The sequence below is a fragment of the Sporosarcina pasadenensis genome, from assembly GCF_047228845.1.
Lineage (GTDB): Bacteria > Bacillota > Bacilli > Bacillales_A > Planococcaceae > Sporosarcina.
The window spans coordinates 38,734-52,628 of sequence record NZ_JBFEGM010000003.1 but is presented as its reverse complement, the minus strand read 5'-3'; the positions used below and the strand labels follow the sequence as shown (position 1 = coordinate 52,628).

Below are 13,895 nucleotides of genomic sequence, written 5' to 3'. Positions count from 1 at the left end.
CTTTTTTGTTTTGAGGCGGCGATTTATGATCACTTGTCGAGACTTATGATCACTTGCTGCGATATATGATCACTTGCCGGGATATATGATCACTTACTGTGATATATGATCACTTGCCGCGATATTTGATCACTTGCCACGATATATGATCACTTGCTGCGATATATGATCACTTGCCGCGATATATGATCACTTGCCACGATATATGATCACTTGCCACGATATATGATCACTTGCCGCGATATTTGATCACTTGCCACGATATATGATCACTTGCCGCGATATATGATCACTTGCCACGATATATGATCACTTGCCAGGATATATGATCACTTGCCGGGATATATGATCACTTGCCGGGATTAGTAACAGGTGAGTTATTGAACGGCCATAGTATTTATCATCACTTACTTCTTAAATCAAAACTTTCACTTGTATCGTTCCAATCTATTTTTATAACTAACTCATCATTAGAAGTTGTAGAAGGAAAATTAGAACTTAATGATTTGTTGTCATACTTGCCTTCTTGATTTAACGTAACATCATTCTCACCGAAATTTATTACCCCATTATTTTTTGATTCCACATAATAATGAATAGCGTCAATTTCCTCTACGTTAATTCCTTTGTTCGTAAGCTGAATTTGATATGTTTCTTCTCCTTTCGTTTGAAGAACGGTTACTTCTGCTAACCAATTTTCACTTTCGCCAACAAACGTTAAGTCACTCTTATTCATTTGGCACGCAGATAATAAGAAAAAGATGAGTAGTATAAATAATTTCTTCAACATATCAACCCCTTCATAAAAGTAAAACACCTCCGATTTAAGTGAACCTCATCGAAGGTGTTACTATCATCGTCCGACTCCCAATATCCCAATAGTAACAAGCGAGATTATAAAGCTCGTAACAAGAGACATTCCCCAATCGACCTTCCTAGTTTGGCGGAATAAAATATTCACGAAGCTACAAACAATAAAATTCGCAACGAACAGTACACCTAACAATATGAATGTTGTTATGGGGAACACCTCATTTACAACTTTTTATGATACGGGAATATTTGGATTTCTTTACTCGCAAATCAAATGTATCACGACTTGAAATAGAAAGGAAATATTCTTTGAATTGTTATGTTATTGTTTCTTTACAGGGAAAGGCTATAGTTATATTAAATAAAGCAATTAATAATATGAAAGCTTATAAACGCTAAGAAAGGGTGTGTAAAATGACCACCTTATTTCATATATATCGAAGTTCAAGACGCTTCTCTTCATTTTCGAAATCAAAAATTCATCCAAGAGAATTTACTTTGATTGAAGAACAGTCTCTGGCTCCTACTTTTCAACGTTTTCACTTCAAAAAGGATCATCAATTAATTCAGGTGTTTCTTTATTCTAGCAGCATCCAAGAAGAGCTTTATATATTAATTGAGGAATGCGCGCTAAGAAAGAAATTTATTGAAGAATTGAGGACCAATGATTATCATGACGCTAATTTAGATGTATTTCTCGTAGATACAAATCCAGCTAAGATGATAGAAGCGATAGATCAAGCTATAGATTTGCCTGAAGAAGCAGGGATATTACAAATATATGGTCAACAAATGTGGCATAGTGACGCTTTCATTGTTGGTAATCGCGAAGCTTTGAAAAGGTTGCGAAACGCAATAGACCACGCATTACTATATGGTGAAAAACGTGAATTATTCTATCCAGAAGACAATGAAGCATTCGATCTGTATATTTCATGCACTGAAGAGTCCTTTGATATGAGTCAATTAGATCCGCCTTATCATGACCCTGACATTTTCAGCAAACGAAAAAATCCTGTTCAAGCATTTCGATATTATCCATTTGACTGAAGCAAGTTCCACTTTAAAGTTCTGCCTCTTTGCTTTAATTACAGGTGAACCGAATTTCTCCATATTTAGAAACGCCCATTCTCTCTTTCCGAGGTAAAGAAGCGACTTCTCTATTGAACAATCGCACCCGTAAAATCAAAAAAAGGTGCTATTCCCTCTTGAAGGAATGCACCTTTTCGCCAGTTTTTAACATTCTTCTTCAATAAAAAGCACTTGAATATCACGGCAATCTATAAAAATAGTTAAAGTAATTGTTTGACCCTCTTCTTCTTCTACACCTTCAAACCTGGCGCAGCAATTACTGGCGTCAAATTCTTTAAATGTGAGATCTTCCAGCCTTACACCGCCTACAATCAAGTCTACGTCTGTGTCCCGTTCCAGCATACTTAGCTGATCACATATACATTTATCACACATATTTTGTATCCCCATAGAAATTTCACCTCTATTCATAAAGAAATTACTTACATTTCAACATATGAAAGGAGGCCTCTAACAGTTTGTACAATATGGTAGTACAATTACTTAGTTTGTCCCTGTGGTAAACTTGTTGCTAAATACATTTATTTTTTTAATTCCACTAATCAAATGTTTGGCATTGTTTTCGGATTTCTTCTTGCGAAATATGTTTCTTTATTTTTACGTTTGTTATTTGTAACCCTGTCCGGTTAGAATCACTTACAGAAAAAGTGAGTTTATCGTAATCCCCCCCGTGGTGTCCGGAATAGTTTAAAGCACTGGCAAAAATGAGGTGCCGTCTAGGATCTCCATCAATGGGTTCTATCTTGATTTTTGGGCACATGAAGTATTCTGAAAAAGTTGGGCCCAAAAGATATAAATAACGTGTAAACAATGCTTCTTCAAGCAACTGTTCTTTAGTAGGTCCGTCCAATTCTTTTCTCCACCCTACCATGAGCCAATCATAAAGGGTTTGTGACTTTAATCGAACTTTTTGTTTGTTATCCGATACAATTAATTCCCCTTCTTTAGCCGTACAAATATTTCGCTCATGATCAGATACACATGTATAAGCGGGTTCTATAGTAATGACTTCATCATTTGCCATTTGCAACGTCATTTTATTGGATGGATTATCTATAGATACCTCGATTGTCCCGTTCACTCGGCTAGAGTTATTAAGCCAGTAGACCACTTTTCTGAGTACGCGTTCTTGATAACCATCGTTGATACTGAACAGACGCTGAAGTCCTGAATTATTTTCAACTTTTATATCTTGAACATCAGAATGCTCCAATGAATGCGACATTAATTGCTCCAAAAAAGGTCGATTCGTCTTCTTCTTCGCTTCTTGCTCCGCAAAAACTACAGTATTAGTTACTAGAAAGAGGATACAAAAAAGGATGTAAAGTTTTTTCTTCAAGAAAGCCCACCTACCTTTTCTTTTTAGGTATCTTTCCCGAATATTCTTCAACTATCCGCTTTCGTCTGTACACTTCATTATCACTTTAAACATATTGGATTGTTTATTATTTTGTGTGGCGACTTTAGAAAACGAATAATTTTTATTGCTGGAAAACCTCGCCAATCTCACATTCTCACGTCAAATCATTTAAGAATATATAGTATTTTTGGAATTTCTACTTTTTTAATCGAAGTTTTCCTGCTATAATGAAAACTGATAACTATTTGATGCTGGAGGTATTTCATGACTGAGCAAAAGTTTTCCCAAAAAGAAGCAATGATTTATAGTCAACGTGTTGCCCAGATGTCAAAAGCACTTTGGAAAGCTGTCGAAAAAGATTGGCAGAAGTGGATAAAACCTTATGACTTGAATATTAATGAACATCATATTCTATGGATTGCATACCATCTGCAAGGCGCGACAATTTCAGACATTGCAAAATTTGGCGTCATGCACGTGTCTACAGCTTTCAACTTCTCAAAAAAACTTGAAGAACGTGGCTACTTGCAATTCTTCAAGAAGGACGACGACCGTCGTAATACATACGTATCAGTAACTGAAGAAGGAGAAGAACTTCTTCTAGGCATGAATGAACACTATCATGACTCAGAACATGGCATCTTGGACGGATCACTTCCGATTAAAAGTCTTTACGGAAAGTTCCCTGAATTTTTGGAAGTCATGTCTGTCCTCCGAAATATTTACGGAGAAGATTTCATGGAAATATTCGAACTCGGCTTCAAACGGATCGACCATACTTTTGACGACGAGCTTGTCTCCTTAAGCCGCACCGAAAAGGAATCTTTAGAAGTCGCTGAATTGCAGACAGTCGAAGAAAAATAATGTCATTTTTCGGGGTAGTCTGCTATGATGAAGTGAAGGCTTAAAGAGGAGGAATTGATTTGATCCTTATCGTAACTGTCATGTTCTCATTGTTTTATTTATTTCAGATAAACAAGATGACTTTCGCTCTATGTCAATCGCGAGAAATCCCAGAAGAAAAGCAACCAAAAATATATCGTACCGTCAATATTCTAATTACGATTTTAATCCTTTCGTTCTATCTTGAAGTGCTATTGAACGTATAAGGTGAAAAAGTCCAGCTCCCTTAATAGGAAGCTGGATTTTTTCTGTTTAGTACAAGAATGCAGCTCCGACGATGATCAACAGAATGAACAACACAACGATCAAAGCGAATCCAGAAGAGCCTTGGCCATATCCACTCATTGGGGCACCTCCTCTCTCTTTGTATCGTATGCACACGACAATTAACCGTTTTAGGCATTTGGTAAGGAACCTTTTTGTTTTATGATCGTTTTTATGGTATAGTTTCAATTGTTGTAGATCATAGTTAGGGGAGAAAAAACCATGAAAAAAACAGTCCTTGCAATGACGATGGCGGCTTCAGTATTGACACTTGCAGCATGTAACAATGATCAAAAAGCGGCTGATGATGAAATTATCGCAACAACCAAAGTCGGAAATATTACAAAAGAAGATCTATATGAAGAGATGAAAGATGCAATTGGTATACAAGTAGTTGAAAATTTGCTTCTTCAACAAGCGTTGGAGACCGAATATAAGATTTCCGACAAGGAATTGAAAGAAGAAATCAAAAAGCAAAAAGATGCGTTGGGGGATAATTTTGACATGTACCTCCAACAACAAGGAATTACTGAAAAATTCTTCGAGAAGAATGTAAAATCCCAAATGCTTCAGAAGAAAATGATCGATTCACTGAAAGTGTCCGATGAAGATATCGCAAAAGGCGTGGAACGCGCAAAAACGGAAGTCCATGCTCGTCATATCGTCGTGAAAGACGAAAAGACGGCGAACGAAGTGTTGGCGAAATTGAAGGAAGGTGGAGATTTCGCTAAACTAGCGAAGGAATATTCCACTGAGCCAGTTGCAGAACAAACGGGCGGAGACCTCGGATGGTTCGGTCCAGGCAAAATGGTGCAAGAGTTTGAAGATGCGGCTTATTCCCTTAAAAAAGGTGAAATTAGCGAACCAGTAAAGACAAGCTTCGGTTACCATATCATTGAATTACTTGACACTCGCAAGGCTGAAACTGATAAGACCGAAGAGGAAATAAAAGCGGAAATCGAAGACGGATTAAAACGAGTCCAATTCGAAGAGAAGCTCCAAGAATTGATCAAAGCGGCTGATGTCGATATTAAAGTCGATGAGTTCAAAAAAGCTTTGGACGCTTATTTGCCAGCAACAGCTGATAAAGAAAAGAAATAAAAATTAAAAGGCTGCCTGCAAATCGATCAACCATCGACTTGCAAGCAGCCCTTTTTTTATTCTATATTCGGTTTGTAGAACGAGCGGTTATCCAGAGGGAAAATTCTTTCCGTAAATTCACCGTTTGCCGTCTTCGACATCGCCCGGTCGAGCATATTCATTTTCGCATCGATATTATCGATATAATGTAGGATTTCCGCTTCCATCAACATTGGACGTTTCGGGCTTCCCCATTCCTCTTTGCCATGGTGGGACAGCACCATATGCTGAAGAAGCATCACTTCTTCCCCTTGAATATCGAGTTCATCCGCAGCTTTCGATATTTCATTCACCATGATTGTAATATGGCCGAGCAAGTTCCCTTCGATCGTATATTGCGTTCCGATAGGGCCGGATAGCTCTATGACCTTTCCAACGTCATGCAAGATGATTCCAGCGTACAGCAGATCCTTATTCAAAGAAGGATATAATTCGGCAATCGCCTTGCCGAGCTTCAGCATGGACACGACATGGTCGAGCAACCCCGACACATAGTCATGATGGTTTCTCGTAGCAGCCGGGTAAACGAGGAAGTCTGATTGGTGTTTCTTCAACAGATGTCTCGTAATTCGCTGGATATGTGGATTTTTCATTTCGAAGAAATATTGTAGTAATTCTTCAAATAACACTTCCTTGCTTTTCGCTGAAGATGGGACGAGATCTGAAATCGTCACACCTTCCTCTTCTTTCACGGGACGGATGCTTTTAATGCGCAACTGGTTTTTACCCCTGTATTCATGCATTTCTCCGCCGACTTTTACGATTGTCGCGGCCGCATACAGGCGCTCCTGCTCTTCACCCGTATCCCAAAGCTTCGCCTCTATATCACCGCTCTTATCTTGCAAAATGAGTGTCATAAAAGGGCTTCCCTGTTGGGTTATGCCTTTCGTCGATTGTTTAATGAGTAAATATAGATCAATCGGCTCCCCGACTTGATGTTCCATTAATTTTTTCACCTTGTCATCGCCCCCTTGGCGCTTCCGATGTCGGAAACGTTAATAATCGTTGCATTGGTCCAGTATTCTACTATCTTATCATGACATGTGAAGTAGATGAACTGATGCTTCGCACTTAGCCGCTCCAATATTGCCGTCATTCTTGAAAATCTCGTTTCATCAAAGTGGACAAAAGGATCATCTAACAATAATGGAAAAGGAGCTGTCTCCTCTTTTGCGGCTGCCAGCGATAGACGTAATGCAATATATGCCTGTTCCTTCGTCGCCTGGCTTAGCTCAATGATCGGATAACGTTGTCCATTTTGGGCAACGGCTTGGAAATAACCATTTTCCGATAATGCGAGTGACATGTATGTCCCGCCAGTCAGTTCACTGAATATATTCTCCGCCCTGCTCAGCACTTCGGGCAGCCTTTTCTCCTTTAACTCCTCCATCATGCCTGTGATCGCTTCTACGATCGCTTGGCGGACCGACCACTGTTTCGCGAGCTCGGCAAACTCAGCCTTTTTCATTTCAAACATCTGTTGCTTCCGCTGATAGGAATCATCCGTCAACAACTTCTCTGTTTCCACTTCCAATGAGGTTTTCTCCTTAACGAGCGCCCCCATCTCTTCTTCCAGTCCGGCAAGCTCCCTGCCGACTTGATGGATATCTTCCCGAAGTTGGTTTTCCGAGCGTTCAATATGATCCTCTACAGAGCCAAGAGCTGTCAACTGGGATTCGACATCTTCGATTTGATGTGTCAACGTCAGCGTTTCCTGTGATGCGGCATACGCCATATAATACTGCTCTTCCGTCTCCACTCCGGCTTCTTCGAACAGCTCTTGTTGTTGGCTGCGCAAGGAAGCTGCCAGCTCTTCCGCTTCTAGCTTCTGCGTTTGGTACTCTTCAATCCTATGACTCAACGTGTTAAATAATTGCATCTTCTCTTTCAAAGAGATGTATTCCGATCGCAATGTGTCATAAATGGATGATTCCGGCACATCAATCGAGATGAGCCTCTCCAATTCTGCTTGCCTCAAGTGGATATTATCTTGAATCGTTTGCGATTGACGTTCAATGTCTTCTAGTTCGCGTTCAATCTCCTGCAGCGAGCGTGCCATGCCAAAAAACTCATGAAGGATGCCGGAGTTCGGGATTTTCCGAAGGCCATACGCAAGAAAGAAGCTGCTTAATGAATGTTCTAGACTTTCCTTCCCCTGCACGATTGCCCCATACTCTTCTTCCAGCACACCCATTTTCCGTTCAATCGTCTTGGCCGCCTCGGCTAGCCTGCTTTGCCTCTGTTCATAGTCATTCACTTTCATAATGAGCGCTTCCATCGTCGCTGCCTGTCCTTCATAGGCGTCGACGAACCGCTCCATTTCAGCATCTTTGTTTGTCGGCTGGCCGCCGCGTTTCCCAATTTTAAAAAGTACGGCAATGACCGCAAGGCACGCGCCAAGCCCGACGACTATCCATTGATCACTAATTAAACCTACTATCGACATGAGTGCCGCCACGATCAGGAGGATCAAAAGCATTTGTGGGTTTCCGTCACCCTGATTCGACCGGCTCATTTGCACATACGCTTTCGCTTCGGCCAATCTACTACTAATGGACGGCCACTCCTCCGCTTGCTTCCTTTCCATTTCCGTCGGGGAATTCCTTTGCAATGAAAGCTGCTCGTTTCGAATATCCCGCAGTTCATTCTCCAACTGGGAAAGCTGCCGATCCATATAGCCTATCTGTCGACCCATTTCATCCATCTGTTGCAGTTGTTCATATAGATGTTCTTCCTGATGAATCGAAACGTCCGCACGCAACAACGCGTCCGACTTATCCAAGCCTAAACGATCTAGCAACCGCATCCGCTTCACATTCAACTGAGACTTGGTTTCGCGGATCGAGCCAAGTGTCGACCGCCAATCATGCCATTCCGGCTCGCGGGCAAGCATTCGCTCGATTGCAGACAGCATTTCAGGACGCGGAGAATCGGGCATCTTCTGCTCCATCGCCGCGATTTCAGCTTCCAAACCTCGCTTCTTCGCTTCCATCTCAGTCAATCTGCCGCTTATCACTTCAAAACGGCGGATGCCGTCAGACGGAAAGGAAGACGTCCGCACTTCGTCCAGTCTGCTTGAAAGTTTTCGTTTCCTCTCCTTCAACGGCAATAATTGCAGCTCCAGTTCAAGAGCCCGATGTTCCTCCCGCAATGAATCATACGCTCGTTTAGCTTCCTGCCATTCCCTTTCGATTTCGTGGATCCTGTTCATTTTCGGAGCGTATGCCGCAATCCGTTCCTGTTCGCTTTTCAGCTCTTTCTCCATTTCCTTCAACTCGGTGGCCCTAACATTCATTTCGGGATTCCGGCCAGTTTTTTTGAATAAATCCCCCAGTTCTTTCTCCATCTTCTTTTCAACACGCAATAATGTGTCGACGCCAGTTGTGCCTGATGAGAGAAGTGTCCGGCTCAATTCGGTCTCATCCATCCGCTCAAAGCCTTGCAATTGAAGAAGGGAAAACGAGAAAATCGATTCAAACGATGCGCGGTCGTATTGCCTCACTAACGCTTTCACAGCTTCCTCCTCGCCTTGCGTGCCATCTTCAAAATAGACGGTGACATCCCCTGCTGATTTTCCTTGCACCCGTTCGACGATGCAGTTGCCATGGACTTCGTCATGCAAATGGACCTGGCCGCCGAATTTGCCGCCCGCTTTCGGTTCATATCGAAGCTGCGCGCTATTTTTTTGTGGAAAGCCGAAAAGTGTTAGCACGATGAATTGCTGGATCGTCGTCTTGCCCGCTTCATTGTGGCCGTAAATTACATTTATGCCGTCACTGAAATCGATCGTCTTGTTTTCGTGCTTCCCGAAGCCGTAAATGACTATTTTTCGTATTTTCACCGAATCACCTCCAACTCGGTCGGTAATTCATTCAATAAGTGCCTCTCCACTTCATTTCGTAAATCGTGGATATCCTCTTCCGTCAAGGGATCAAGGTATCGAGCTGTCCGTACATGTTGATAAAGTTCTCCTAGTACTTGCTTCCACTGTTCGGACGACCAGCTGTCGACTTGTCCAAGCACGGATTCCACAAGCGCATTGTTCTCCTTATTATGGAGAGTCGCTGTAACTGTTAAGCGTTGCACCCATACAAACGGCTCCTTGCCATCCATCACTTCGCGGATTGCGTCCAGCCAAACGTCTTCGGCAGTCTGAGCAAAAAAAGCTGCAGTCTCCTCATCGAGATTAAGGATTTCAACATCGACGACCGATGGACCATTTTCTGTAGCGAATGAAAGAAGTGCCTCTTCGCAATTAGCAAGCCATTCATTTGCATGCTGGATATTTACACATGGGATTTGCACTTTCCCGAAATGAACGGCTGCTGTCGGCACGAATGACAGGATTGTCTCCGATTTACTAAGCTCTACTTCGTAAAACCCTTTTTCACCTGATTCATTCCGGTGACGTCCTTGGATATTCCCCGGATAGACGATTGGTGGGTCTTCCGATAATTGCTGTCGTAAATGGATATGGCCAAGCGCCCAGTAATCATAATGCTTCGACTGCAGCTCTCCGATAGTGAAAGGCGAGTAGACCGCATGCGTATCATTTCCTGCTATGCTGCCGTGCAACAATCCGATATGGAAGGAGTAGTTGTCCGAAGCAACGGGATATTTGCTGATCATTTCTTCCCGGACATGCCTATTCGGGTAACTGAAGCCATGGAGCACAACCTCTTGCCCCCTAACCGTCAAAGACACTTCTTCCACTTCCCCAGAAAATTCGTGGACATTTGGCGGCAGCTCGAAACGGGTCCAATTCCCACTCAGATGATCATGGTTGCCATACGTGATATAGACAGGAATTTCCGCTTCATGCAGCTTTTCCATTCCTTCTTGGAATTTCCGCTGTGCACGCAAACTTCGATCTTCGCCGTCATAGATATCCCCGACGATCAATAGAAAGTCTGGGGAAGTTTCCACCGCATAGTCAATTAATCGGTTGAATGCTGTAAATGTGCTATCCCGCAATTCATTCAAACGTGCCGGCGGTAGTCCTGTCATCCCTTTGAACGGACTATCGAGATGCAAATCTGCCGTATGTATAAACCGGATTGTAGACAATAAGCATCTTCCCTTCCTAACGAATATTTGTTCTAATTTTACCATATGCGCAAGAGTAATAGAAATAAATAAAAGCGGAGGGAGCCTGCCTAGAAGCGACAGGCATAAGGCACAGCTACGAAGTGGCGGTCTTTGCCACGTAGTAGCTGTGACTTATGACCCCGAGCTTCTGGCGATCGGAGCTAGATATGAAAAAAGCCGCTGTCCGTCTAACTTTCCGACGAAAAACGGCTTTCTATCATTCTTTACCTAATTGAATCGCTTTTTTGATGTCTTTCAGTGAACGGGATGGTCCATACATGAGAACTCCGCCACGGTAAACGCGTGCGCCGAACCAACCGAGGATGAAAATCGTCAACAGCATAATGGCAATTGCCAAAAATGGTTCCCACATTGGTAAATCGAGCATGCCTACCCGTAAAAACATGACGAGTGGTGCAAAGAATGGGAAGTACGACGAGTACGTCACATAGCCGAGTTCCGGATTGCCCAAGCCCGTCATAGCAATGAGGAAAGCCACTACAATCAGCAAAGACATCGGCATAATCATTTGCTGGACATCCTCAGTCCTGCTGACCAATGAACCTAATAACGCGGCAAGAGTTGCATAGAGGAAGTAGCCTAGTATAAAGAATACCGCCGCATATACCAATGTGCTGATGCTTACATCTTGTATACTGAAGAAATCTGAAAATCCATCAGGCACTTCCGTAGCAGACGTTTTGAAGGCGATAAAGCCGACAACTCCATAAATGATGATCTGTAATATCCCTAGTGATCCGATACCCAACACCTTCGCAAACATATGCTTCACTGGTGAGACGCTCGAAATGAGGATTTCCATCACCCTCGAGGATTTTTCATTTGCCACATCCATCGCAATCATGCTCGAATACAAGATGACTGCAAAATAGATGACAAACATGAGAACATAGACGAGGACTCTCGCCTGGCCTAGTTCCTCTTCCGATTTTGCGGAAGGCGAAACATTTTTCTGCTCAAACTGGATCGGTGTAAACAACGTTTGCACTTGCGTACCCGTCAGCGAAAGCTCCTCCGCCTTTAATCCCGTTTGAATCGATTGCAGTGCATCCTGGATACGCAGTGGCACTGAAAAGTCCATCATGCTCATCGTCGTATATTTTGCATGGATCGTTCCTTGTTCATCGACCGTAAGAGCTAGGAATGAGTTGATTTCACCGGACGAGACTTTATCTGCAAGAACCTCCTCCGTTTCATTGGCCGCTTCGACAGTGATGTCATACTCTCCAGCCTCTAACTGCGATTGCAGTCGGTCAACAATGATTCCACTCTCATCCACAACTTGAAGGACCTCTTTTGAATCACCTGTTCCTGTGACGTTTTGTACCGTATCGATGATCTTTGAAAAATTCGCGAGCAGGAAGATCGCAATAATCATGATTACAGTTGTAATGATGAAAGACTTGGACTTTGCCTTTGACGAAAATGCCTGTTTAAAGATGATCCAAAACTCACGCATACTCTTTCCCCACCTTTGCGATGAAAATGTCTTGCAAGGAAGGCTCTTCAATCTCAAAATGACGGATAGGTCCCGCTTGCAATGCTGCTGACAGCAAATCGTTCGCAACCGCTTCCTCCTCGATTTGGAAGACGGCCCCTTCCACCGAATGAGCGACGGAAATAATTCCTCGTACGTTGTTGAGAGCCTTCAAATCATAGTCGGATCGGATGCGCACATTTTGTCTGCCAAACGACCGCTTCACATCTCGCAGCGAGCCGCTCACGATTTGCTTGCCATGATGGATGATGCTTAACTTCTCACATAACTCTTCTACATGGTCCATCCGATGGCTTGAGAAGAGGATTGTCGCTCCGTTATTCCTGAAATCAATAATCGCTTTCTTCAACATTTCGACGTTCACCGGATCGAGCCCGGAAAACGGTTCGTCAAGGATGAGTAGCTTCGGATCATGCATGAGTGCAGCGATGACTTGGATCTTCTGCTGATTCCCTTTCGAAAGCTCCTCCACATTTTTGTTCTTGTTTTGCGACACTTCGAAACGGTCCAGCCAATAATCGATTGCCTTCTTGGCATCGGCCTTTTTCATCCCTCGTAGCTCACCGAGGAAAATGAGCTGATCTTCCACTTTCATTTTCGGATAAAGTCCTCGTTCTTCCGGCAAATAGCCGATTTCAGGGCTCGTTGCGTAGGAAATTGTTTTACCGTTCCAAGTGATGTGTCCTTCATTGGCGTTCAATAATCCTAAAATCATTCGGAACGTAGTTGTCTTGCCTGCCCCGTTTGCACCTAGGAAACCGTACATTGAACCCTTCTCTACAGTCAGATTCAAGTGATCCACCGCGGTGAATTCCCCGAACCGCTTCGTTACGTTTTCTAATTTTAATGCCATTCTATTTCTCCCTTCCCTTTTCAGGCTTCACTCTTCTACGTATATCATAGTATATAGTTTCATATGCCCAACACTTTTGAAATGAACAACTATTCATTTTTCATGTATTCATAGTATAATGGAGAAAAGGGATGGAAGGATGAGCAGCTTGAGAACTTATAAATTAACAGCGTATGAAAAGACAGGAAAGTTAATTACAGAAGAGACGTTCACGGCGGAGAATGATGAATCGGCAAAAGAAAAAGGCCATGCGTTGCTCGAAGAAAAGAATCTTCTTGAACAAACGCATCGCCTTGCTTCGCCTGCTGGGAAGCTATTGTTGTTTCATGTTTGATACAAATCGGCAATTGCAATAAAATTTGGCTACCATCATGCTGCTGTGATATGTTAATTGAGCAAGCTACAGGATGGAGGTGCTTCACTTGAACATTGCACTTATTGCCCATGATCAGAAAAAAGACGAAATGGTGAATTTCACGATTGCATACAAACATGTATTTTCAAAATACAATCTATATGCAACAGGGACAACCGGGAAGCGAATTATGCAAGAGACAGGCCTTCACGTTAACCGAATGATGTCCGGACCGTTAGGAGGGGACCAGCAGATCGGTTCAATGGTTGCTACGGGAAAATTGGACTTGATCCTCTTCTTCCGCGATCCATTGACCGCCCAGCCCCATGAGCCTGACGTCAGTGCGCTTTTACGCCTTTGTGATGTATATGGAATTCCGCTTGCAACGAACATTGCGACTGCAGAGTTATTAATTGCAGCGGTTGAAAAAGGATATTTCACTTGGCGGAATACCGCAGATAAATACAAATCAAAAGGGCTTAATCCCGTGGAGGATTAAGCCCTCTTT

The 13,895-nt window shown here is 42.8% G+C and carries 14 protein-coding genes; 5 read left to right on the top strand and 9 right to left on the bottom strand.

From position 1 onward, the window contains the following. Positions 1-403: 403 nt before the first annotated feature. Positions 404-787 carry a hypothetical protein gene (locus AB1K89_RS05625; protein WP_413053800.1) on the bottom strand — a complete coding sequence of 128 codons (384 nt, stop codon included), beginning with the start codon at positions 785-787 and terminating at the stop codon, positions 404-406. Positions 788-1,311: 524 nt separating this feature from the next. Between AB1K89_RS05625 and AB1K89_RS05620 the strand changes: the two genes are divergently transcribed. Next, the gene (locus AB1K89_RS05620) at positions 1,312-1,863 is read left to right on the top strand and encodes a hypothetical protein (protein WP_413053799.1); all 552 of its coding nucleotides are present in this window, start codon (positions 1,312-1,314) and stop codon (positions 1,861-1,863) included. Positions 1,864-2,049: 186 nt separating this feature from the next. Here AB1K89_RS05620 and AB1K89_RS05615 read toward each other — a convergent pair whose 3' ends face one another. After that, positions 2,050-2,295, bottom strand: coding sequence for a penicillin-binding protein (locus AB1K89_RS05615; protein ID WP_413053798.1), 246 nt, complete (start codon positions 2,293-2,295; stop codon positions 2,050-2,052). 148 nt (positions 2,296-2,443) lie between these two features. Next, positions 2,444-3,244 carry a hypothetical protein gene (locus AB1K89_RS05610; RefSeq protein ID WP_413053797.1) on the bottom strand — a complete coding sequence of 267 codons (801 nt, stop codon included), beginning with the start codon at positions 3,242-3,244 and terminating at the stop codon, positions 2,444-2,446. Positions 3,245-3,529: 285 nt separating this feature from the next. Between AB1K89_RS05610 and AB1K89_RS05605 the strand changes: the two genes are divergently transcribed. Continuing rightward, positions 3,530-4,129, top strand: coding sequence for an HTH-type transcriptional regulator Hpr (locus AB1K89_RS05605; protein WP_413053796.1), 600 nt, complete (start codon positions 3,530-3,532; stop codon positions 4,127-4,129). A gap of 291 nt (positions 4,130-4,420) precedes the next feature. On the opposite strand, the gene AB1K89_RS05600 is transcribed toward AB1K89_RS05605, so the two are convergent. Further along, positions 4,421-4,513 carry a YjcZ family sporulation protein gene (locus tag AB1K89_RS05600; RefSeq protein WP_413053795.1) on the bottom strand — a complete coding sequence of 31 codons (93 nt, stop codon included), beginning with the start codon at positions 4,511-4,513 and terminating at the stop codon, positions 4,421-4,423. A 141-nt stretch (positions 4,514-4,654) separates the two neighbouring features. On the opposite strand from AB1K89_RS05600, the gene AB1K89_RS05595 reads away from it, so the two are divergent. Beyond that, positions 4,655-5,533, top strand: coding sequence for a peptidylprolyl isomerase (locus AB1K89_RS05595; protein WP_413053794.1), 879 nt, complete (start codon positions 4,655-4,657; stop codon positions 5,531-5,533). A gap of 56 nt (positions 5,534-5,589) precedes the next feature. On the opposite strand, the gene yhaM is transcribed toward AB1K89_RS05595, so the two are convergent. The 5 genes from yhaM to AB1K89_RS05570 all read right to left on the bottom strand — a co-directional run bounded on the left by yhaM (position 5,590) and on the right by AB1K89_RS05570 (position 13,032). Then, a complete protein-coding gene (yhaM, locus tag AB1K89_RS05590) occupies positions 5,590-6,516 on the bottom strand; it encodes a 3'-5' exoribonuclease YhaM (RefSeq protein WP_413054017.1) in 927 nt (308 codons plus the stop codon). 8 nt (positions 6,517-6,524) lie between these two features. Next, on the bottom strand, positions 6,525-9,413 hold the full coding sequence (locus tag AB1K89_RS05585; protein ID WP_413053793.1) for an ATP-binding protein: 2,889 nt from the start codon (positions 9,411-9,413) through the stop codon (positions 6,525-6,527). Beyond that, positions 9,410-10,639 (bottom strand): metallophosphoesterase, encoded by a 1,230-nt coding sequence (locus tag AB1K89_RS05580; protein ID WP_413053792.1) that lies wholly within the window; start codon positions 10,637-10,639, stop codon positions 9,410-9,412. Before AB1K89_RS05580 ends, AB1K89_RS05585 begins: the two co-directional genes overlap by 4 nt. A 238-nt stretch (positions 10,640-10,877) precedes the next feature. Further along, entirely contained in the window at positions 10,878-12,140 is a 1,263-nt protein-coding gene (locus AB1K89_RS05575) for an ABC transporter permease (protein WP_413053791.1), read from the bottom strand. Then, on the bottom strand, positions 12,133-13,032 hold the full coding sequence (locus tag AB1K89_RS05570) for an ABC transporter ATP-binding protein (protein ID WP_413053790.1): 900 nt from the start codon (positions 13,030-13,032) through the stop codon (positions 12,133-12,135). Before AB1K89_RS05570 ends, AB1K89_RS05575 begins: the two co-directional genes overlap by 8 nt. A 148-nt stretch (positions 13,033-13,180) precedes the next feature. Between AB1K89_RS05570 and AB1K89_RS05565 the strand changes: the two genes are divergently transcribed. Both AB1K89_RS05565 and mgsA read left to right on the top strand, forming a co-directional pair. Further along, complete coding sequence (locus tag AB1K89_RS05565) at positions 13,181-13,366, top strand: YhzD family protein (RefSeq protein WP_252504105.1); 186 nt, start codon at positions 13,181-13,183, stop codon at positions 13,364-13,366. A 73-nt stretch (positions 13,367-13,439) separates the two neighbouring features. Next, positions 13,440-13,886: a methylglyoxal synthase gene (gene mgsA, locus AB1K89_RS05560; protein ID WP_413053789.1), complete on the top strand. Its 447-nt coding sequence runs from the start codon at positions 13,440-13,442 to the stop codon at positions 13,884-13,886. The last annotated feature ends 9 nt before the right edge of the window (positions 13,887-13,895 follow it).

Excerpts from the sequence above, each read along its gene's own strand:
- AB1K89_RS05615 (WP_413053798.1), bottom strand. The coding sequence starts at position 2,295 with ATGGGGATACAAAATATGTGTGATAAATGTATATGTGATCAGCTAAGT.
- mgsA (WP_413053789.1), top strand. The coding sequence starts at position 13,440 with ATGGAGGTGCTTCACTTGAACATTGCACTTATTGCCCATGATCAGAAA.
- AB1K89_RS05605 (WP_413053796.1), top strand. The coding sequence starts at position 3,530 with ATGACTGAGCAAAAGTTTTCCCAAAAAGAAGCAATGATTTATAGTCAA.
- AB1K89_RS05595 (WP_413053794.1), top strand. The coding sequence starts at position 4,655 with ATGAAAAAAACAGTCCTTGCAATGACGATGGCGGCTTCAGTATTGACA.
- AB1K89_RS05600 (WP_413053795.1), bottom strand. The coding sequence starts at position 4,513 with ATGAGTGGATATGGCCAAGGCTCTTCTGGATTCGCTTTGATCGTTGTG.
- AB1K89_RS05575 (WP_413053791.1), bottom strand. The coding sequence starts at position 12,140 with ATGCGTGAGTTTTGGATCATCTTTAAACAGGCATTTTCGTCAAAGGCA.
- yhaM (WP_413054017.1), bottom strand. The coding sequence starts at position 6,516 with ATGGAACATCAAGTCGGGGAGCCGATTGATCTATATTTACTCATTAAA.
- AB1K89_RS05570 (WP_413053790.1), bottom strand. The coding sequence starts at position 13,032 with ATGGCATTAAAATTAGAAAACGTAACGAAGCGGTTCGGGGAATTCACC.